12 protein-coding genes are annotated in these 22335 nt (G+C 64.2%); 2 read left to right on the forward strand and 10 right to left on the reverse strand.

The window, feature by feature from the left end:
• Positions 1-126: 126 nt before the first annotated feature.
• The 7 genes from V5F23_RS14930 to V5F23_RS14960 all read right to left on the reverse strand — a co-directional run bounded on the left by V5F23_RS14930 (position 127) and on the right by V5F23_RS14960 (position 9542).
• A complete protein-coding gene (locus V5F23_RS14930; protein WP_338495472.1) occupies positions 127-654 on the reverse strand; it encodes a nitrous oxide reductase accessory protein NosL in 528 nt (175 codons plus the stop codon).
• Positions 655-681: 27 nt separating this feature from the next.
• Positions 682-1512 (reverse strand): ABC transporter permease subunit, encoded by an 831-nt coding sequence (locus tag V5F23_RS14935; protein WP_212802626.1) that lies wholly within the window; start codon positions 1510-1512, stop codon positions 682-684.
• Complete coding sequence (locus tag V5F23_RS14940; protein ID WP_042730211.1) at positions 1509-2426, reverse strand: ABC transporter ATP-binding protein; 918 nt, start codon at positions 2424-2426, stop codon at positions 1509-1511. The genes V5F23_RS14935 and V5F23_RS14940 overlap by 4 nt, the downstream gene beginning before the upstream one ends.
• Entirely contained in the window at positions 2423-3742 is a 1320-nt protein-coding gene (locus V5F23_RS14945) for a nitrous oxide reductase family maturation protein NosD (RefSeq protein WP_042730210.1), read from the reverse strand. Before V5F23_RS14945 ends, V5F23_RS14940 begins: the two co-directional genes overlap by 4 nt.
• 26 nt (positions 3743-3768) lie before the next feature.
• Complete coding sequence (gene nosZ / locus V5F23_RS14950; RefSeq protein ID WP_053145197.1) at positions 3769-5697, reverse strand: TAT-dependent nitrous-oxide reductase; 1929 nt, start codon at positions 5695-5697, stop codon at positions 3769-3771.
• A gap of 54 nt (positions 5698-5751) precedes the next feature.
• Positions 5752-7902: a 4Fe-4S binding protein gene (locus V5F23_RS14955; protein ID WP_338498923.1), complete on the reverse strand. Its 2151-nt coding sequence runs from the start codon at positions 7900-7902 to the stop codon at positions 5752-5754.
• Between the two features lie 176 nt (positions 7903-8078).
• Entirely contained in the window at positions 8079-9542 is a 1464-nt protein-coding gene (locus V5F23_RS14960; RefSeq protein ID WP_338495474.1) for a hypothetical protein, read from the reverse strand.
• A 206-nt stretch (positions 9543-9748) separates the two neighbouring features.
• Between V5F23_RS14960 and V5F23_RS14965 the strand changes: the two genes are divergently transcribed.
• Positions 9749-12415 (forward strand): excinuclease ABC subunit UvrA, encoded by a 2667-nt coding sequence (locus V5F23_RS14965; protein WP_338495475.1) that lies wholly within the window; start codon positions 9749-9751, stop codon positions 12413-12415.
• A gap of 234 nt (positions 12416-12649) precedes the next feature.
• On the opposite strand, the gene hemN is transcribed toward V5F23_RS14965, so the two are convergent.
• The 3 genes from hemN to V5F23_RS14980 all read right to left on the reverse strand — a co-directional run bounded on the left by hemN (position 12650) and on the right by V5F23_RS14980 (position 15947).
• The gene (hemN, locus tag V5F23_RS14970; protein WP_338495477.1) at positions 12650-14038 is read right to left on the reverse strand and encodes an oxygen-independent coproporphyrinogen III oxidase; all 1389 of its coding nucleotides are present in this window, start codon (positions 14036-14038) and stop codon (positions 12650-12652) included.
• On the reverse strand, positions 14035-15408 hold the full coding sequence (locus tag V5F23_RS14975) for a hypothetical protein (protein WP_047737906.1): 1374 nt from the start codon (positions 15406-15408) through the stop codon (positions 14035-14037). Before V5F23_RS14975 ends, hemN begins: the two co-directional genes overlap by 4 nt.
• Before the next feature lie 95 nt (positions 15409-15503).
• Positions 15504-15947 (reverse strand): hypothetical protein, encoded by a 444-nt coding sequence (locus tag V5F23_RS14980; protein WP_338495479.1) that lies wholly within the window; start codon positions 15945-15947, stop codon positions 15504-15506.
• 416 nt (positions 15948-16363) lie between these two features.
• Between V5F23_RS14980 and V5F23_RS14985 the strand changes: the two genes are divergently transcribed.
• Positions 16364-21976, forward strand: coding sequence for a putative Ig domain-containing protein (locus tag V5F23_RS14985; RefSeq protein ID WP_338495481.1), 5613 nt, complete (start codon positions 16364-16366; stop codon positions 21974-21976).
• Positions 21977-22335: the final 359 nt, after the last annotated feature.

A 22335-nucleotide genomic window follows, 5' to 3' on the forward strand; every position in this document is an offset into this window, starting at 1 on the left:
GGACGCTTCGATGGGATGAGAAGACGGCGGCAAGCCCTTCGAGAGCGTGGCGAGGGCGCTTGCTCACTCGCCACGACTGCCGTGTAGCTCATTGTCGTGCAGCACGATTCACGTGCTACCGCAACTTCAGTGACTCATCGACGACATGCCTCCCGCCTGCCCCAGCACCTTCTGGTCGATGTCCTCCAGGCGCAGGACCTGGCCGCCGGTCTCGGTAGCCAGCTTCTGCGCGGCCTGGGCTTCGGCGAACGAGGCCAGGACGACGCCCATGGCGCCCTTGAGCCCGGAGCCGACCACGAAATAGGCGCTGCGGGCGTCGATCAGGTGCGCGTCATCCGGGCTGTCCCAGTGGCTGCGGCCCATGTCATGGACGAACAGCTTGACGTCGGCCCGGTGGTTTTCCGGTTGCAGCCACCAGCCGAGCATTTCCGCCGGGGAGCAGAACTTTTTCACCCCATCGGCCGCGACCGCCGCGCCCTTGGGCCCGGGAAAATCGGTGATGACCATGCCGCATACATGGCACTCGTCACTGCGATGGAACGCCAGCGGCGCCTCGCCGGCCGCTGGCGGCACGGCCTGGTCACACGCCACCAGTGCCAGACACACCAGCATCCCGGCCAGCAGGCGGCTCGCCTTGGAATACACCCTGTTCATCGTTGGCTCCTTATCAAGATCAGACATTCACGGGCACCGGCGCTGGAACAGCCGATAGGCCAGCCACAACGGCACGGCCATCCACACCACCAGGCACATCCACAGCCCGGGCGCCGATACCGGCAGATCGCTGCCCAGGGTCAGCACGGCGGCGCCGTGGGTGGCCGAATCGAATCCGGACAGGTTGATCAGCCGATAGACATCGGTGGGGTTGAACAGCAGCAGCCATGGCAACAGTTGCGGGTTGAAGCGCCCTTCGCTCAGCACCAGCAGCGCCAGCAACGCCAGGTCGAACACCAGCACGAAGAAGAACCACACCCCCAGGGCCAACCCGGCGGCGGTGGATTTCTCCGCCGACAGGCAGCTCAGTACATAGGCCAGGCCGAGGAACACCCACCCCAGCAGCGTGCTGGACACCATGAAGCGCCCAAAAGCCCAGAGCAGCAGGCTCAGTTCGACGTCATCCACCAACAGAGCAATGGCAAGCATCGCGCAGCCGAAACCGATGAACGTCGCCAGGGCCAGGATCAGGCCGTGTCCGACGAACTTGCCCAGCAGCAACTGACCGCGCCCCAACGGGTAGGTCAGCAACAGCAGCAAGGTGCCGCTTTCGTCCTCGCCGACGATGGCGTCATAGGCCAGCAGCAAGGCGATCAGGGGCATCAGGAAGGTCGCCAGGCTCGACAGGCTCGCCACCGTCGCTGGCACCGAGGTGAAGCCCAACTGCCCCGACGCCGCGGCGCCCAGCCAGGCGATACCAATGGCCAGCACGGCGAACAGCAGACTGATCGCCAACAACCAGCGATTGCGCAGGCCGTCGCAGAACTCCTTGCGGGCCATGGTCTGGATCGGGTTCATTGATGGGCCTCCTCGCTGGCTGCACGGACCATGTAATGGCGGTACAAGTCCTCCAGGGACGGCGGCTTGATCTCGACGTCGGTCGGGTTGTGCTGCGCCAGCAGCTGGCGCAACAGTGCGAGCTTGCTGCCGTCCGGCGCCGACACTTGCAAGCCTTCGGCGCCCCAGCCCTGGGTGACATGCCCTTCGCTGCGCCAGTGCTGCTGCAACTGCTCGGCGCGGGCCAGGCCCGAGGCCCGGATCAGGGTCGGCAGACCGGCGTCCTTGCGCAGCCGGGCCAGGCTGCCCAGGGCCAGCAGGCGCCCGCGGGTGAGGATCGCGGCGCGGTTGATGTGGGCTTCGACGCCCGGCAGGACATGGGAGCAGAGAATGATGCTGGTGCCCTGCCAACGCAGGCGATCGAGCAGTTGATAGAGGTCTTGGGTGGCGATGGGGTCCAGGCCCACGGTGGGCTCGTCCAGCAGCAACAACCGCGGCTGGCCGAGTAATGCCTGGGCCAGCCCGAGGCGCTGGCGCATGCCCTTGGAATAGGTCCGCACCCGGCGCCGGGCCGCGTCCGCCAGGCCCACCTCCTCCAGCAACCGTTCGACCTGCTCCGGCGCCGCGCCCTTGAGCCGGGCAAAATGACGCAACGTCTCCAACCCGCTCAACTGCGGATAGAACATGACGTTCTCCGGCAGGTAGCCGAGCAGGCGTCGCACACTCGGGTCGCAGGGCTCGCGCCCGAAGACCCGCACCTGGCCCTCGCTGGCCCGCAGCAAGCCGAGGATCAACTTCATGGTGGTGGTCTTGCCCGCACCGTTGTGCCCGAACAGGCCGAGCACTTCGCCCTGGGCCAGGTTCAGGTTCAGCCCGTGCAGCACGGCAACGTCGCCATACTGCTGGCTGACGCCTTCGATCTCGACGACGTTCAAGACGCGTCCTCCTGAGCCCTGTTGCGTGGTGGGGGTTGGACCGGCGCCGCCATCAGCGGATGGCTGTCCAGCACCCCGGGGGATTTCATCACCGGGAAGGCTCGCTGTACCCAGCGCAGCAATTCGATGCCCGGACTGTTCATCAACAGCCGCACCTGCGGGTACAGCCACAGCAGGCGGTCGACGTTGTCGTTGGGCTCGTAGACCACATCTCCCAGACCGTCGCCATTGCGATCCCACCCCAGGTAGTCACTCCAGTAGTTGCCGCGCCCGTCCGCCGACCACTCCTGCAGGCGGGTGGCGACGTACTTGACCTGGCGCTGGTTATGGACGAAGGCATTGCCGGCGATGCGGTTGTCCTCCGAGCCGGCGGTCAAGTGGATGCCCACCGCACTGCGCTCGAAATGATTGCCTTCGATGCGATTGAACAATGAGTTGTAGATGAACAGGGCCTTGCCCTCGGCACCGACGATCATGGTGTCGCCGGTGGACCCGTCGCGCACGTCGGTGACGACGTTGTCGCGCAGGGTTGAATAGGTGATGTAGTTCATCAGGATCCCGTAGTTCTGGTCCTGTTCGGAGCGATTGCCTATGACCGTCAACTGGCGGCTCTGCATCAGCGCATAACCGGTGCGGGTCCGCCGGGTGACGTTGTCCAGCAGGCGGTTATCGTTGGCGAACATGTAATGCACGCCGTAGCGCAGGTCCTCCAGGACATTGCCCTGGAGCAGGTTGCCGTTGGAGGTGTCGATGTAGATGCCGTCGCGGGTGTCGCGTACCTGGTTGCCGATGACCTGGGCCCCGTGGACCGCATACAGGTGGATGCCGTTGCCCCGGTCCTGGGAACGCAGGCTGGCGTCGCCCTGGATGCGGTTGTCGATCAGGCTGACGTCCCGCGTGCCATCGACCCAGATGCCGAAGCCCTGGCCCTGCATCCGGTTGCCACGCACCACCGCTCCCTGTGCGACAGGCTTGATGAACACCGCGGCGTTCATCGCCGTCAGGTCATGGCCCCAGTCCAGGAATGTACAACCCTGGATGCGCACGTTCGGCGCCTGGATGATCACGCCGTTGCCCTCGCCCTGCCCCAGGAATACCGCATCCGGCGCACAGGTGAGGGTCATCGGCTGATCGACGCTGAACGAGCCCCGGTACTGCCCCGCCGGCAGGCGCCATTGCTGGTCGCCCTCGGCCTGCAAGGGCAGGTCGGTGATCGGCTGCGGCGCGCCGAACGCGCCGCCCGATAACAGGCCCAGCATCAGCGCAATGACCGGTTGGCACGCGCGGCCCGTGGGTTGCTGCGGTTTCCCGGCCATTGGGCCTGTCTCCTCGTTCGGCCGACTCAGGCTTTTTCAACCAGCATGCGACCGACCATCTCCATGTGCAGGGCGTGACAGAACCAGCTGCAGTAGTACCAGTGCAGGCCGGCCTTGTCGGCGGTGAAGGTGATGGAGGACGTCTGCTGCGGGCTGATTTCCATGCTCACGCCGTGGTTGGTCATGACAAAGCCGTGGGACACGTCCTCGATCTGGTCGATGTTGGTGATGGTGACCGTCACTTCGTTGCCCTGCTTGACGGTGAATTCGGTCAAGCCGTAGGCCGGCGCCATCGACGTCATGTACACCCGCACCTTGTTGCCATCACGGATGACCTTGTTGTCGGTCTCCAGGTTGATACCGTCCTTTTTCGCCAGTGCCACCGTCTCGGCGAAGAACGGGTCGTTGCGGTTCCAGATTTTCTGGGTCTTGATCTGGTCGCGCCGGGCGAGGATGCAATCGTGGGGTTCGGCGAAGGCCGGGCCGTCGTGCACCAGCTTCATTTCTTCGCCGGAGATGTCGATCAACTGGTCGTTCTCCGGGTGCAGCGGCCCGGTAGGCAGGAAGCGGTCCTTGGAGAACTTGCACAGCACCACCAGCCACTTGCCGTCCGCCTCGCTGGTCTCGGTCAGGGACGCATGGTTGTGCCCGGGTTGGTACTGTACGTCGAGTTTCTGCTTGATGTAGTTGACCTTCTCGCCCTTGTAAGCGCGGATGGCTTCGTCCATGTTCCACTTCACCACCTGGCTGTCGATGAACAAGGTGGTGTAGGCGTTGCCACGCCCGTCGAAGGTGGTGTGCAGCGGCCCCAGGCCCAGTTCCGGCTCGGCGACGATCACTTCCCGAGGGTCTTTGTAGCGGCCTTCGAACAGGTCATCCAGGCGGTCGATGGCAATCATCGAGACAGTCGGCGACAGCTTGCCGTTGGCGATGAAGTACTTGCCGTCGGACGAGGTGTTGCAGCCGTGGGGGTTCTTCGGCACCGGGATGTAGCGGGTGAATTCAGAGTCCTTGCCGTCGGTCTTGCGACCATCGACCACCGGCACCTTGGAACCGTCCAGGGTGATGAACTTGCCGGCCTTGATTGCCGCCTCGATCCGCGGGATGTTGAACACCACCACCCAGTCGCGCTCGTTGCGCATCATGCCGCCCAGGTCGTAGGCCTTCTCGGAGTTGTAGCAGGTGCTGGCGGCGTATTTGCCGGTGTAGTCGGCATCGGAGTTATCCAGGTTGCCGTCGACGATCACCTGGAACGCCATTTCCATTTTCTCGGCATCGATGGCGTTGAACATCGTGAAGCTGTTCTTGTCCTGCAGGTCGAAGGTATGGCCATCGTTGGGATGCGGGATCACGAACTCGGCGTTGGCGAACACGTACTTGGTGTAGGGCACCTTCTGCAGGCGCAGGCCGTGGATCGCCTGCACGTTGGGCACGGTGAGGATCTTGTCGCACTTCATGATGTCCAGGCGAATGCGCGCGATCCGGGAGTTGGCCTTGTCGTTGATGAACAGGTACTTGCCGTCGTACTTGCCGTCGGTCATGGAGATGTGCGGGTGGTGGCAGTCACCGTTCTTGTACTTGGCGCTCTCCCCCAGGATGCGCTTGCTTTCGTTGGTCAGGCCCCAACCGGTGGCCGAGTCGACGTTGAACACCGGGATGCGCATCAGCTCGCGCATCGACGGCACGCCCAGCACCCGCACTTCGCCTTGGTGACCGCCGCTCCAGAAGCCATAGTATTCGTCCAGTTCGCCGGGGCCGACATGGACCTTGGACTTGGCCTCCTTGGCTTCCTTGGCGGCCGCCGCCCATGACTCCCGGGTGAAAGTCCCGGCGCCCAGCGCCGTGGCACCGGCCAGCACGGCGCCGGTGACCGCACCGGTGCCGAGAAAACTGCGCCGGCTCACGCCCCGCGGTTCTTCCACCACGTCCGGCGTGGCGTTTTTCTTGTCGCTCATGCTGTGTGCTCCATCAAGAATGAAAGGGTCAGGGGGCGGGTTTTTCCAGGTGCCTCAAGGCGCCGGGGTCACCTGCACCACGGGAATCAACTGGGGATCAGCCACCGCGGCCTTGCCGCGTTTCTTGCGCTTGTTGATCAGCGGCGGGCATTTGTTTTCGTTGTGCCAGGTCATCTGGCAGTCGAGGCAGTAGTGGCATTCGTTGGCGTTGATGTGGCCGTCGGGATGAATCGCCTGGATCTCGCATTCCTTGGCGCACAACTGGCAGGGGTTGCCGCACTCCTTGCGGCGCTTGAGCCAGTCGAACAGGCGCAGGCGTGTCGGCATCGCCAGGGCCGCGCCCAGCGGGCAGATATAGCGGCAATAGACTTTGCGCGTGAACAGGTTGACCACCAGCAGGCCCAGGGCATACGCCACGAACCACCACTGGCGGTCGAACCGCAGGGTGATGGCGGTCTTGAACGGCTCGACTTCGGCCAGGCGTTCAGCGGTGGCCATCGACTCCAGCGAAACGCCGAACAGCACCAGCAAAATGATGTACTTGAGCGCCCACAACCGTTCGTGGACCGCGAATGGCAGTTCGTACTGGGGCACCTTGAATTTGCGCGCCAGCTCGTTGATCAACTCCTGCAACGCACCGAACGGGCACAGCCAGCCGCAGAACACCCCACGCCCCCAGAGCAGGATGCTGGCGGCGGTGAACACCCAGAGGATGAAGATCAACGGGTCGGTGAGGAACAGCTCCCAGCGGAAGCCTTCGAACAGGGCATGGACGAAGGTCAGCACGTTGACCACCGACAATTGGGCCAGGGCGAAGCCGCCGAGAAACACCACGGTGAACAACAGGTAGCCGCGGCGCACCCAATGCAGCAGGGTCGGCCGCCGGGCCAGAGCGTCCTGGAAGAACAGGATGACGGTCAGCACCAGCAACGCCGCCCCCAGCAGGCTGATCTCCAGACTTTTCTGGTACCACAGCGTCAGCCACATCGGCCGGCTGGCCTCCTGCGCCGCAGCCAGTTGTTCGGCGCTGGGCAACGGCCGTTCCAGGTAGGCTTCGGGCAGTTGATAGGCCAGCTCGAAGCTGCTGAACGTACCGCTGACCGGCCCGGTCTGGCGGCGCACCAGCAACTCCAGGCTCCAGGGCGCGCCGGGGTCGAAGCGATGGGTAGCGCGGATGATGAAAATCGCCATTTCATCGAAGGCCGGCATGTCGTCGGCGGCGACATCGTCCAGGCGCTGGAAGTCCAGGTCGCGGAAGCTGATGGTGTCGCCGAACTGGCGCAGCACCACCCGATCGAAAATCCCGCCGCGCACATAACCCGACCCTTTGAACGAGTAGCGCCCGCTGCCCATGACCGCGATGGCCTGCTCGCCCGGCTTGAGTTCGCTCATCAGCGTGCGGTATGGGCCCTCGCCCAAGAGGTTGCGGCCGATGGTGGGCGGGTTGAGGTGGGTCACGTACAAGTCGATGAAGGTGTCGTCGGCCTGCTCGGCGCTGGCGACTTCCACCTGCTCGGCCTCGGTGCCCTTGAACGAGGCGTCGACCTGGCCCCGCGTCAGGTGCAGGCGACGCACCGCGCCGCTGCCGGTCAGCGTCGCCCAGTCGGCGGGTTCGAAGTTGTCCTCACGCACGCGGGCCGGTGCCACCGTCAACCCGGCGTTGCCCTTGACCAACCCCAGGGCAACCGCGACATCGTGGGCGGCGCGCATGATCACCTCGTTGACCACCATCGCCGTCACGGTGGCGCCGGCAATGGCATCCACCGTCACCGCATTCGGGTCACTGGAGTGCCCCACCACCACTCGCTGGCTGACCTTGACGCCGCTGTAACGCGCGCTGAAGGCGTGGAGTTTTTCTTCGGCGATGCCGATCAACAGGATCGGCTCATGGTGTTCGAGCACGTAAGCGTCGAGGATCACACCGGCCGGGTCGAGGATGACCTGCACGTTGATTGGCTTGCCCGAATAGGCCGGGATGTCCACCACGTCGAGGCTTTGGAACACGTAGCCCACGACCTTGCCCGCCGCCGACAGCGTGCGCACCTTGTAGGGGCCTTCAGGCTCGGAGATCGCGTCGCTCTGGCCCAGCACATGGTGGATGCGCTGCTGCTGGATGTCCCCGTAGTCCTTGGCCTGGGCGAGGCCCGCGAACAACAGCAGGAAAACCAACAGGCCACCCAGCCAGTGGCGGAACAGGTGCAGCATCGCAAAGGAAGGGGTCATGGACGCCAGGGCTTAAGACAGGATCTTGGCGAACATCCTAGGGGCCAACCTTTTTTTGGCCCTTGATTGAAATCAACTTGCTACAAAAGCGCTGTCGGAAGCCTGCGTGCGAAGCCCCCCAGTGCACCAGGCCCATCCCCTACAGCGAGCAAGCCCCCTCAATGCAACCCATAGGCATAAATCCCCAGGTCATTGTTGTCGTACCAATTGCCCTTGGCCCAGAACACTCGATCCTGGCCCGGCTGGAAACCCAGCACCCCCAGGTAGCCGTCCACATTCAGCTTGTGCCAGGAACCGCCCCAGTCCGTGGAGTAAAACACCCCGTCCGCGGAAATGCTGGCGTCCGACCACCAGTAGAGCCAACGCGGTGGGTGATGCTCGCTGCTGGTGTTGATCAGCAAGGTGTTTTGCCCGACCCAAAAGCCATCGCCGCGCAAGCGGCTGTCCGAGGCCAGGGGCGCAAACACGCTGGGCAACTCGCCCGTGGGGCGCCAGTTCAGTGTGCCGGTGTCCAACTCGGCTAGGACGTCCTGGCCCTGATGCCCCTGGTCGATCAGGCCAAACACCCGCCCGGCCTCGTTCTGCGCCAGTGCATCGATAAACAGGTTGTCGTCACGCTGCCTGGCCACCATCTGCCACTTCCCGGCCTGGCGTTGCAACTCGGCCCGCGTCGTGACATTGACCGCGACGTTGTCGCTTTTGCCATCCGGATGACTGCCCCAAAAACGTTGGGACAACCAGATGAACGCGCGCTGCCCATCGACCTGAATGACGTGACCACGGATTTCGCCCCGATCCTCCGAGTCGGTGTGCCACTGCACGATGTCAGGTCGCTGGTCATGGGCGTACTGGGCGGTCACCAGCAGCGATTCGGCGGTGACGATCGGGGTGCTGGTTGCGCCGCGATCGGCCGAATAGAACACGCCGGTAGCGATGCCACCGGGCACCTCTGCGTCCATCGCGCTCAACGAGCCCCAGGCCCACACTTCATCCGATCCGTGAAAATAAGGATCGAGGCTCCAGGCCACCTGATCGGCCTCGGCGAAGAAGCCTTGCTTCAACCCTGTCCACTGCTTGCCCTGGTCATCGCTGCGCAGGACAACCGTCTGCCGCGGACCGTCAGTGGCCCACGCGTCGGGTCGGTCCAGGCCGGTGAGCAGGAACAGGCTGGCGCCATCGGGACTGGCGACCAGGCACGCGGCGCCGCTGACATGGGCTACCAGTTGGAACTGCCCCTGGGCGTCGAGCCGTGAGATGAATGAGATTTCTGTCTCCCGCGCCAAGAAAACGCTGAAGGCGCTAGCGTCCTGCGCGGCCTCGGTCTCCTTCGGTTTGCCGTAGACCACGGTGTCCAGGTTCACGACCTCGGCCGCAGGCTCCAACATTTGCGCATCGCCTTCCAGGCGCCCGACCAGCCAGGTGCCTTTCGGGGTCGCGACCACGCCCGTGCAATACTGGCTCATCGCCCGCTGGCGGGTGTCTTTCACGGCGCCCACGTCTTGCCGGCCTGGGCTGTCGCCGCCCCAATCCAGCTTGGCGCTGGTGATCGTCCACATGTACCACAGCGCCGCGGCGGCCAGCAGGGCAACAAACAGTTGAGTCAGAAGCTTCGATCGAGGCATGGGAGGTCCGTATCCTGGGAAAACTGAAAATGCTTTTCTCATCTCCCGGGGCCCGAGTAAATTTTTATCGCACGAGAACGGTTGAACCCGGTCGCATTATTGTCAGGGCTGTGACTCAGGTTGCATTCTTCAGCCGATCCATCACGCCACGTCACAAAAGCCCCGAAAGCCACGACGCCTCAAGCAGACGCACACAAGGAAATTCCATGCCCTCCCGCTCCGGCCCCGCCTCCCCCTCGTCCTTGCCCGAAAGCGCCGGCTGTGTCCGGGTGCGCGGCGCCCGCGAACACAACCTCAAGAACGTCGACGTCGACATTCCACGCGATGCCCTGGTGGTGTTCACCGGTGTGTCGGGCTCCGGCAAATCCTCGCTGGCCTTCTCCACGCTCTACGCCGAGGCCCAGCGCCGCTACTTCGAATCCGTCGCGCCGTATGCGCGGCGCCTGATCGACCAGGTGGGCGTGCCGGACGTGGACAGCATCGAAGGCCTGCCACCGGCCGTGGCCCTGCAACAACAGCGCGGCACGCCCAGCGCCCGTTCTTCGGTAGGCAGCGTCACCACCCTGTCGAGCCTGATCCGCATGCTCTATTCCCGTGCCGGCAGCTACCCGGCCGATCAACCGATGCTCTATGCCGAGGACTTCTCCCCCAACACGCCCCAGGGTGCCTGCCCGGAGTGCCATGGCCTGGGCCGGGTCTATGAGGTGACAGAAGCGTCCATGGTGCCGGACCCTTCGCTGACCATCCGCCAGCGGGCCGTGGCCGCCTGGCCCATGGCCTGGCAGGGGCAGAACCTGCGCGACATCCTCGTCACGCTGGGCTATGACGTCGATGTGCCCTGGCGGGACCTGCCGAAAAAGCAACGCGACTGGATTCTCTTCACCGAAGAAACCCCCACGGTCCCGGTGTACGCCGGGCTCACCCCGGCCCAGACCCGCGCCGCCCTCAAACGCAAGCTCGAACCCAGCTACCAGGGCACCTTCAGCGGCGCCCGGCGCTACCTGCTGCACACCTTCATGCATTCGCAAAGCGCGCAGATGCGCAAACGCGTGGCCCAATACATGCGCGCCAGCCCCTGCCCCGTGTGCGAAGGCAAGCGCCTCAAACGCCAGGCGCTGACGGTGTCCTTTGCCGGCCGAGACATCGCCGAACTGTCGCACCTGCCATTGCTGGAACTGGCCGAGGTGCTCAAGGGCGTCCTGGCCCCCGACTACCTCGAACAAGCCGAAGAACCGGGCGCAGTGCTCACCCATCAGCAGACCCGGGCCGCCCGCGAGCAACGCGCCGCCCGGGGCGATAACCCGCACGCCGGAGGACCGGACGCACGACACACCCACAACCTGTCCCTGGAAAAACGCCTGGCGGCCCAGCGCATCGCCGCCGAGTTGCTGGAGCGGATCGTCACGCTCATCGACCTGGGCCTCGGCTACCTGGCCCTGGAGCGCAGCACGCCGACGCTGTCCTCCGGCGAGCTGCAACGCCTGCGCCTGGCAACCCAGCTCAATTCCCAGCTGTTCGGGGTGATCTACGTGCTCGACGAGCCTTCCGCGGGCTTGCACCCGGCCGACAGCGAGGCGCTGTTCGATGCCCTGCAACGGCTCAAGGCCGCCGGCAACTCGGTGTTTGTGGTCGAGCACGACCTGGACACCATGCGCCGCGCCGACTGGCTCATCGACGTCGGCCCCGACGCCGGCGAACAAGGCGGCAACATCCTCTACAGCGGCCCGCCCCAGGGGCTTGGGCAGGTGCAGGCCTCGCGGACCCGCGCCTACCTCTTTACCGAAGACACCGCGAGCCCCCGCGCCCCTCGGCCACCCAAGGACTGGCTGCGCCTGGAGGGCATCACCCGCAATAATCTCGACAACCTGAGCGCCGCCTTTCCCTTGGGCTGCTTCACGGCGGTGACCGGCATCTCCGGCTCCGGCAAATCCAGCCTGGTGAGCCAGGCCCTGCTGGACCTGGTGGGCGCCCACCTGGGCCAGGCCAGCGCCAACGCCGAACCCGAGGAACAGAGCCTGGAGGACGAACCCGTGCAAACCAGCGGCGGGCATGTGACCGCCGGGCTCGAAGGGATCAAGCGGCTGGTTCAGGTAGACCAGAAACCCATCGGCCGTACGCCGCGCTCCAACCTCGCCACCTACACCGGGCTGTTCGATCACGTGCGCAAACTGTTCGCGGCCACGCAACAGGCCCAGGCGCTGGGGTTCGATGCCGGGCGGTTTTCCTTCAACGTCGCCAAGGGCCGCTGCGAGACCTGCGAGGGCGAAGGTTTCGTCAGCGTCGAATTGCTGTTCATGCCCAGCGTGTACGCCCCCTGCCCCACTTGCCACGGGGCGCGCTACAACCCGCAGACCCTTGAAGTCAGCTGGCAAGGCCTGGACATTTCCCAGGTGCTGCAACTGACCGTGAACCAGGCCCTCGACGTGTTCGCCGAACAAGCAGCGGCGCGGCGCACCTTGCAAGTGTTGCAGGACATCGGCCTGGGCTACTTGCGCCTGGGCCAGCCGGCCACGGAACTGTCCGGCGGCGAGGCGCAGCGCATCAAACTGGCGACGGAACTGCAACGCAAGGCCCGGGGCGCCACCTTGTACGTGCTGGACGAACCCACCAACGGCTTGCACCCCCAGGACGTGGACCGCTTGCTGGTGCAACTCAATCGTCTGGTGGATGAGGGCCACACGGTGGTCGTGGTGGAACACGACATGCGCGTCGTGGCGCAAAGCGACTGGGTCATCGACATCGGCCCCGGCGCCGGGACCCAGGGCGGGAACGTCGTGGTGTGCGGCACACCGGCCAAAGTCGCCCAATGCCAGGAAAGCCGCACCGCCCCATTCCTGGGCCGAGCCTTGCAACCCGGCACATCAACCCGGTGACCAGTTCCTCGCCACAGAAAGCTGGGCGTCACCCGTGGCGAGGGAGCTTGCTCCCGCTGGGCTGCGGAGCAGCCCCAAAAGTGCTCGCCCCGCGCGCTATCTGATTGACTGCATCAAAACCCAAGGGGGCCGCTTCGCGACCCAGCGGGAGCAAGCTCCCTCGCCACGGAAAAGCGGGGGTGGACCGGGTTGGTCTGCTCCGCACATGCTTGACCACAGGTCTGTACCGCGCGATTACACCGTGCGCGAATACTGGACCGTTCGATCCGCGCCCAGGTAGGCATCGAATGCCATGGCCACGTTGCGCATCATCAATTGCCCCTGGGGCAGCAGTATCAGGGCGTCGTGGTGAATTTCCAGCAAGCCGTCGCCGACCAGTTCCTGGAGCGCGGCCAGGGCCTCGGCGAAGTAGGTGTTGAAACAAATGCCGTGTGCCGCCTCGATCCGGGCGAAGGCGATGCGTCCGTGGCACATCAGTTCACTGATGATCTCGCGCCGCAGAAGGTCGTCAGCGCTCAGTCGGTAGCCCCTCTGCACCGCCAGCATGCCCTGGTCCAGGCGCGCGTAATACTGGGAGAGTTCCTTGACGTTCTGGTTGTAGCTATCCCCCACCTTGCCGATCGACGACACCCCCAGACCAATCAAGTCGCAATCGGCATGGGTGGAGTAACCCTGGAAGTTGCGCTGCAGCGAACCCCGGGCGCGGGCGAGTACCAATTCGTCGTCCGGCAGGGCGAAATGGTCCATGCCGATGTAGACATACCCGGCCTCGGTCAAGCGGTTGATGGTCAACTCCAGCAATTGCAGCTTGCGCTCGGGCGGGGGCATGTCTTCAGGGCGGATCATCCGCTGGGCACGCACCCGGCTGGGCAGATGAGCGTAGCTGTAGGCGGCAATACGGTCGGGGCGCAGGGCGATGATCTTGCTCAAGGTCACGTCGAAACTGGCGATGGTCTGCAACGGCAGGCCATAGATCAGGTCGACGCTGATCGACTTGAAGCGTGCGGCTCGCGCCGCCTCTACCAGCTCGGCCACTTGTGCCTCGCTTTGCACCCGGTTGACCGCGACCTGCACCTGGGCGTCGAAGTCCTGCACGCCAAAGCTCAGCCGATTGAAGCCCAACTGCCGCAGGCCCAGGACCTGCCCGGCATCGATCGTACGGGGGTCGACTTCGATGGAGAACTCGTGGGCATCGCTGTCATCCATGTCGAACGATTGGTGCAGGCAGCCCATCAGGTCCGCCAGTTGCTCGTGGGTCAGGTACGTCGGCGTGCCCCCGCCCAGATGCAATTGGGTCAGCTTGCGCGAGCGGTCGAACAGCGCGGCCTGGAGGGCAATTTCGCGCTTGAGGTAGGTCAGGTACTCGGCCGCGCGAGGGGTCTTGCGGGTGATGATCTTGTGGCAGGCGCAGTAATAGCAAAGGCTCTGGCAGAACGGGATATGGATGTACACCGACAACGCCTTGGGCTGCGGCGTCTGGTTGCTGCGCTGGGCGGCCTGGCGGTATTCGTCCATGGCAAACGCTTGGTGAAACTGCGGGGCGGTCGGATAGGAGGTGTAGCGCGGCCCCGGGCGGTCGTATTTTTCCACCAGGGCACGATTGAAACCGGATACGGCGTTCATGAAGGATTCAACTTTTCCAGGGCGTGTAGGCCCGCGTCATTCGGATCCGGGTCGAACAGATTGCAGATCGCGTCCACATTCAGGCGCCCGGCAGGCAGGATGCCGATAAAACGGCTGGTCAGTTCGATCAATCCCTTGTCGTGCAACGCCTCCAGCAACGGCCAGATGGACGCGAAGTACTCGCGAAACACCAGGCCGAAACGTGTTTCGATGGCCGGGATATCCAGCTCCAGGTCGCAGGCCAGTTGCTCGGTCACGGTCGCCTTGACCTGATCCTGCGCCTCACAGCGCCAGCCGCGATACACCGGCAGTTGCCCGGCGTCCAACTGCTGGCAGTAATGCAACAGGTTGTCGGTGTTCTGCACATACAGATGCTCGATCTGCGTGACCGCCGACAACCCGAACCCCACGTGATCGCAACAGCCATGGCGGGTGAACCCCAGGCAATTGCGATGCAGGCGTCCATGCTCCTGGGCCACCGCCAGGTCATCGTCGGCCCGCACGAACTGGCCCAGACCGATGTAGTGATAACCGGCGCCGATCAGTTGCTCGCAACAGATGCGGCGCATGGCGTCCTTGTCGGCCGGGCTGCAATAGGCGCCGGCCACGCCGGTGCTTTTCGAGCGATAACGATACGGCGCGCGGCCATAGTCAAAGACGTGCAGCCGGTCCGGCTCCAGCTCGATCAGCGTCGCCAGCTTCAACGCAAAGCTTTGCGGCGTTTGCCAGGCATGGCCGTAACCGAGGTCAATGTTGATGGACCGAAAACCGAAGGTGCGCGCCGCATCGATCAGCGAATGGATCGGTGCCGGGTTCTGGTAGCAGTCGACGGACAGCTCGCTGTCGACGCCAATGTCGGGCACACCGATGCTGACATGGGTGAAACCCTGGTCACGGATCAGGCCCATGGTCGACCAGTCCGTGTGGTGCAAGTCCACCTCGATACTGTGGTCGCCGCTGTCGTACTCGCAAAAGTCAAAGCGCTTGCGCAGGTCGCCCATCAGCCGTTGCAGATGGGCGATGACCGGAGTACCGCCGGTCAGGCAGAACGCCTCGACCCGTCGTCCTGCGCCCAGATGGCAGCCCACCAGCCCCATCTCGTACGTCAGGCGTTGCAGGTAGCCATCGATTTCGCCGCAGCGACAGTCGTGGGCCAGGGGTGAACACGAGGCCAGGCGCAAGCGCGACGGCAGGTGCACGGCCAGGGACAGCGGCCGACGTTTCTGGCGGCTGTTGCGCAGCCCCCTGAGCAGGTCGAGCGAGCCGATGCCGGCGTGGAATTTTCGTGTAGCGACCGGACAGTCGAAATCTGCCACCACTGGGGCACGTCCCGAGGGTCGCTCACCGAGGGTATTGAACAAATCGAACATGGCAATCTCCGAATGGCGGCGCGAGCACAGTGTCCGCTGTAACCCGGCCGGCCACCTTGACTTGTATCAAGCGCCTGGAAACCAAGGCGCCGCGCCTACCAGCCGATGTAGAACATGCCCTTGGCCAGCAGCACGATCGCCACCATGTGCAGGAACACGCTGGTGTGGATGATGTGCACGTAGCGGGCATTCATCCGCCCGCGCCGGAACAGCCACATCGCCCAGAGAAAATGCCCCAGCACGCTGCCGGCCAGCAGGATCTTCAAACCCAGCAGCAAGCCGAAGGACGACTGCAAGGGCGACATCAGCGCCGGCCAGTAGCGCAACCAGACCATCGCGGCCCCCGCGCCGAACAGCACCAGCAATACCCAGGGCATCAATTGCCGGGCGCGCCGGCTGATGCCCTGCTCCAGCAGCACCATGACCTTGACGGGCAGTTGCTTGCGAATGCTTTCGAGAAACAGCACTTCGAAAAACACCGTGCCGATGAACACCAGCGCGGCGAACACGTGCAAGGTCAGAAACAGCGGATAACTCATGCGGCCCCTCGGATGCGCTCGATGGTTTATTGCAGGCTACCGCGTGGGACGTGGGGGGTGGTTGATGCCAATCAAGTAAACCGCAATCGCTGCGGTGCCCTTTGGGAGTGGAGCAGGCGCGCTCCAGTCAAAATGCATTGGGGTCAGACCCTCAATCTGTGCTCACGACCGATCACCCTGTGGGAGCGGGCTTGCCCGCGAATGGGCCAGCAGCCACACCCCAAAATCACGCCCAAGCGTCAACAAAACGTTACACGTCATTTTTCGAGTTCCGACCGTTGATCAGTTAGTCCATATTTTTGACACTTGCCCGATGCGCGGTCACAACTTTCGCGCTCCGTTGGGTCTTAACTCGGTGGTCGCCGATGGAATATTGGCTCCTAACGAGGTTTTTAGCCTGATACGGAGATAAGCTCATGATTTTCAACGTACAAAATTTTGGCGCCAAAGGAGATGGCATCACTGACGACACGGCGGCGATACAAAGTGCGATTGATGCGGCGGCCGCCGCCGGGGGTGGGCAGGTGTACATGCCCACCGGCACCTACATTGTCTCCGGCGGCGAGGAACCTTCTGACGGCTGCGTGATGCTCAAGAGCAATGTCTACCTGTACGGCGACGGCATGGGCGAGACCACCGTCAAGGTGGCCGACGGCTCCGACACCAAGATCACCGGGGTCATCCGCTCCGCCTATGGCGAGGAAACCCACGACTTCGGCGTCAGCAACCTCACCATCGACGGTAACCGCGACCACACCACCGGCAAGATCGACGGCTGGTTCAACGGCTACATTCCAGGCCAGGAAGGCTACGACTCCAACGTCACCCTCGACAGCGTCGAGATCAAGGATTGCTCCGGGTACGGTTTCGACCCCCACGAGCAGACCGTCAACATGGTCATCAAGAACAGCGTGTCCCACGGCAACGGCCTGGACGGCTTCGTTGCGGACTTCCTCAGCGACAGCACCTTCGAGAACAACGTCGCCTACGACAACGACCGCCACGGCTTCAACGTCGTCACCAGCACCCATGACTTCACCCTGACCAACAACGTCGCCTACAACAACGGCGGCAACGGCATCGTGGTGCAGCGCGGCAGCGAGAACATCCCCTCCCCGAGCAACATCACCATCACCGGGGGCGAGGTCTACGGCAATGGCGCCGAAGGCGTGCTGGTCAAACTGTCGAGCGATGTCAGCGTCAGCGGCGTCGACATCCACGACAATGCCAGCGCCGGGGTGCGCATCTACGGCAGCAACCACGTCGAGATCACCGACAACACGCTCAACAACAACTCCCTGGGCAGCCCGGTACCGGAAATCATCATCCAGTCCTACGACGACACCCAGGGTGTGTCCGGCAAATATTTCAACGGCAGCGACAACACCATCCAGGGCAACCTCATCAGCGGTAGCAATCAGTCGACCTACGGCGTTGCCGAGCGCAACGAAGACGGCACCGATCGCAACGCCATCATCGCCAACACCATCAGCCACACCAGCAAGGGGGCCACGCTGGTCTATGGCGATGGCAGCTACGTCAGCGCCACGGTTCCGATGACCACCGTACAAGGCACGGCGGGCAACGACACCTTGCAGGGCACCTCCGCCAGCGAGATTTTCTACGGCGGCGCGGGCAATGACATCATCAACGGCGCGGCCGGCAGCGACATCCTGGTGGGCGGTGCCGGCGTCGACAAGCTCACCGGCGGCACCGGCGCCGACACCTTCCGCTTCGTCGCCCAATCCGACAGCTACCGCAACGCGACCACCAGTTTCGACGACACCATCACCGACTTCGACGTCACCCAGGACAAGATCGACCTCGCCGGCCTTGGTTTCACCGGGCTGGGCAACGGCCGTGGCGGCACCCTGCAGATCAGCTACAGCGCCAGCAACGACCGCACCTACATCAAGGACTTCGACGCCGACGCCAGTGGCAACCGCTTCGAGCTGATCCTGTCGGGCAACCTTGCCAGCACCCTGACCGCCAGCAATTTCATCTTCAACCGAGTCGTCACCGGCACCAGCGGCAGCGACTCGTTGTTGGGCAGCGAGTCAGCCGACACGCTGCTCGGCCTGGCCGGCAACGACAGCCTCAGCGGCGGCGCGGGTGACGACAAGCTCGACGGCGGCGCCGGCATGGACACCCTCACCGGCGGGGCCGGGGCCGACACCTTCGTGTTCTCCAATCGCCTGGACAGCTACCGCAACTACAACACCGGCGGGGCCAACCTGGGCGACCTGATCACTGACTTCAACGTGGCGGCCGACAAGATCGACCTGTCCGCCCTGGGGTTCACCGGCCTGGGCGATGGCAAGAACAACACCGTGTACCTGGTGCTCAACAGTGCCGGCACCAAGACCTACATCAAGTCTTTGACGGCCGATGCCGACGGCAACCGCTTCGAAGTGGCGCTGGACGGCAATTACCTCAACACGCTGACCAGCGCCAACTTCGTCTTTGCCAACGCGTCGCCGACCAACCAGGCTCCAGTGCTGGCCACGCCGCTGCTGGATCAGAGCGCCACCGAAAACACCGCGTTCAGCTACGTGGTGCCGGCCACCAGCTTCACCGACCCGGACAACGACAGCCTGAGCTACACCGCCAAGCTGGCCGATGGCAGCGCCCTACCCAATTGGCTGACCTTCGACGCCGTCACCCGGACATTCAGCGGCACCCCCAGCGACACGGCGTCCGGTACCTATGCCATCCAGGTCACCGCGACCGATGGCAGCAACGCGGCGATCAGCGACACGTTCACCCTCGCCGTCCAGGACGTGCCCGCCGCCCCGACGGTGATCAACGGCACACCGAACAACGACACCCTGACGGGCACCGCGGCCAACGAGCAACTGTTCGGCGGTGCGGGTAACGACACCCTCAACGGTGGCGCTGGCAACGACATCCTGGTGGGCGGCACCGGCGTCGACAAACTCACCGGCGGCGCCGGCGCTGATGTGTTCCGCTACACCTCCAAGCTCGACAGCTACCGCACCGGCTCTACCAGCGCCAGCGACCAGATCCTCGACTTCGATGTGGCGGCCGACAAGATCGACGTCTCGGCGCTTGGCTACACCGGCTTGGGCAACGGTCTGAACGGCACGCTGCAAGTGACCTACAGCGCCTCGACCAACCGCACCTACCTCAAGGACCTCACCGTCGACGCCAACGGCAACCGCTTCGAGGTGTCGTTGGCGGGCAACCTGGTGAGCAGCCTGACGGCCAGTCACTTTGTCTTCGCCGACCAGAACACGCCCAGCAACGTGGCGCCGGTGGTCACCATCGCGCTGCTCGACCAGAACGCCACGGAGAACTCGCCGTTCAGCTACACCGTGGCCCACGACAGCTTCACCGACGCCAACCAGGACCTGCTGACCTACACCGCGACCCTGGCCGACGGCAGCGCCCTGCCCACCTGGCTGCATTTCAATGCCAGCAGCCTGAGCTTCACCGGCACGCCGACCAACACCGCGTCCGGCACCTACAACGTCCTGGTCAAGGCCACCGATCCGTCCGGGGCTTCGGTCAGCGACAGCTTTGCCCTCGCCGTGGCCGATGCACCGGCCAGCACCATCACCGGCACCAACAACGCCGAAACCCTCAACGGCACGGCGGCCGCCGACCTGATCCTCGGCCTGGGCGGCAACGACACGATCAAGGCCGGCACCGGCGCCGACATCGTCGATGGTGGTGCCGGACGCGACTCGCTGTACGGTGGCGACGGGGCCGATACGTTCCGCTACACCAATGTGCTCGACAGCTACCGCGACTACGACACCGGCGGCGTCACGGCCACCGACACGATCTATGATTTCACCGTCGGGGTCGACAAGATCGACGTGTCGAGCCTGGGTTTCCTCGGCCTGGGCGATGGCAGCAACAGCACGCTGTACATGACCCTGAACGAGGCCGGCGACAAGACCTACGTCAAGTCCGCCGAGGCCGACGCCGATGGCAATCGCTTCGAAATCGCCCTCAACGGCAACTACCTCAACACCCTGACCGCCAGTGATTTCGTCTTCGGCGAACGCGCCCAGCAAGACATCCTGTACCTGCCGACTCTCGGCCAGTCCAACGCGCGGCTGCTGCGCATGACCGAGGACGACGACCAGTCCGGCACTTCGATGCTGGTCAAGGACCTGGACCGCTACACCTCCTACGACGTGCGCAGCCAGTTCACCGATGCCGATGGCAACGGGATCGACATTGCCGTCGGCGGCAGCACGGTCAACGGCCTCTCGACCCTCGGCGCCGAGGAACTGAAGCTGTGCTGGTGGCTGACCGACACCAACCAGCCCGGTCCTGCGCTGTTGCGTGCGGTCACCTTGCTACGCGACCAGCTCAGCGAACTGCAATCGATCGACAACGTCACCATGGGCATTATCTGGGGCCAAGGCGAGGAAGCCGCCCAGGAAATCGCCCGTGCCACGGACAAGACAGCGGCGGCAGCAGCGTACAAGGCCGCAACCTTGAAGGTGTTCGACTACCTGCACGCGCAATTGGGCAACTTCAACGTGTACCTGATGGAGACCGGTCACTACGAGCAGGACGCGGCCCGGGCCCGTGGCTATTCGGAAGACAAGATCGCGTCCATCGTCGACGGGGTCGGCTACGTGCGCGCCGTCCAGGAAGCCATCGCCACCGAACGCGCCGACGTCAAGCTGGCGGTGGACTACACCGACCTGCCCTTGCGTTATGAAGTCGATCCGCTGGTGTACCCCGATGACGTCTGGCACTTGCACGAGGAGTCGGCGGAAATCGTCGGCCAGCGCCTGGCCGACTACATCGCCGATGACCTGGGTTTCCACGGCAACCCCAACGACAACAACAGCGTGCAGGCCATCTTCGACGGCGCGCAGAACGAAGGCGGGATGATCTCCGGGACCGACCAGGCCGATACCCTGGTGGGCAGCTCGGGCAACGACACCCTGGACGGAGACCTGGGCGCCGACACCCTCACCGGCGGGGATGGCAACGACATCTACGTGGTCGACAACGCGTTCGACAGCGTGATCGAAACCAACACCTCGGCCTCGCAGATCGACACGGTGAAGGCCTCGGTCAGTTGGACCCTGGGCGCCAACCTCGAAAACCTGGTGCTCACCGGCGTCTCGGACATCGACGGCACCGGCAACGAGCGGCGCAACTTCATCACCGGCAACGCCGCCCATAACGTGCTCGACGGCGCGACCGGGGCCGACAGCATGAGCGGTGGCGATGGCAACGACACCTACTACGTCGACAACGCCAGCGACACCGTGATCGAAACCAACAGTGCCGCGTCCGGCGGGATCGACAGCGTGCACAGCAGCCTGGCGAGCTACACCCTGGGCAACAACGTCGAGAACCTCTACATCGACAGCGCGGCAGCCGCCAACGCTACCGGCAACGCTTTGGACAACACGCTGTTCGCCGGCGCCGGCAACAACGTGCTGGACGGGCGCGACGGCAATGACACGGTGTCGTACGAGCGCGCCCAGGCCGGCGTGACAGTCAACCTCTCGACCTCCGCGCAACAGGACACGCAGGGCTCCGGGCTCGACACCCTGAAGTTCATCGAGAACCTGACGGGCAGTGCCTACGCCGATACGCTGTCGGGCAACAGCGCCGGGAACATCCTCAACGGCGGTGCCGGCAACGACACCCTGGTGGGCGGTTCGGGCGACGATCGGCTGATCGGCGGCGCCGGCACCGACAACCTCACCGGCGGCACCGGCGCAGACACGTACGTCTTCGCCGCGCTGTCGGACATGGGCGTCGGGGCACTGCGCGATGTGATCAACGGCTTCAAGACGGCCGAGGGCGATCACCTGGACCTCACCGGCCTGGACGCCAACCCGCTGACGGCGACGATCGACGCCTTCACCTTCATCGGCAGCAACGCCTTCGACCCCACCAACGCCACCGCCCAACTGCGCTTTGCCGACGGCATCCTCTCCGGCAGCACCAACGCCGACGCCACTCCCGAGTTCGAGTTCGAACTTGTCGGCGTCAAGGAACTGCACGCCAGCGACTTCACCGCCTGAGTGAACCCAACCCTGTGGGAGCCCAGCTCCCACAGCGGCCCAGGCAATGCCCCCTGACAACCCACCACCCTCTTGCGAGAGCGAACTTGCTCGCGAAGACACCAGCCCATCCAAACTCCCCATCACCGACACCCCGCTTTCGCGGGCAAGCCCGCTCCCACACGAGGTTTGGCGTATACGCAGCCTTTGCATACACCGCCTAATCCTGTGGGAGCGGGCTTGCCCGCGAAGACGTCGGCACATTCAACATCTGCATAACAGACACACCGCTTTCGCGAGCAAATCCGCTCCCACACAGGATTTGGGGTGTACTCTGCCTTTGCATGCACCAGCAAGATCTGTGGGAGCGGGCTTGCCCG

The sequence above is a fragment of the Pseudomonas sp. WP18 genome (assembly GCF_036689585.1).
Classification (GTDB): Bacteria; Pseudomonadota; Gammaproteobacteria; order Pseudomonadales; family Pseudomonadaceae; genus Aquipseudomonas; species Aquipseudomonas chlororaphis_E.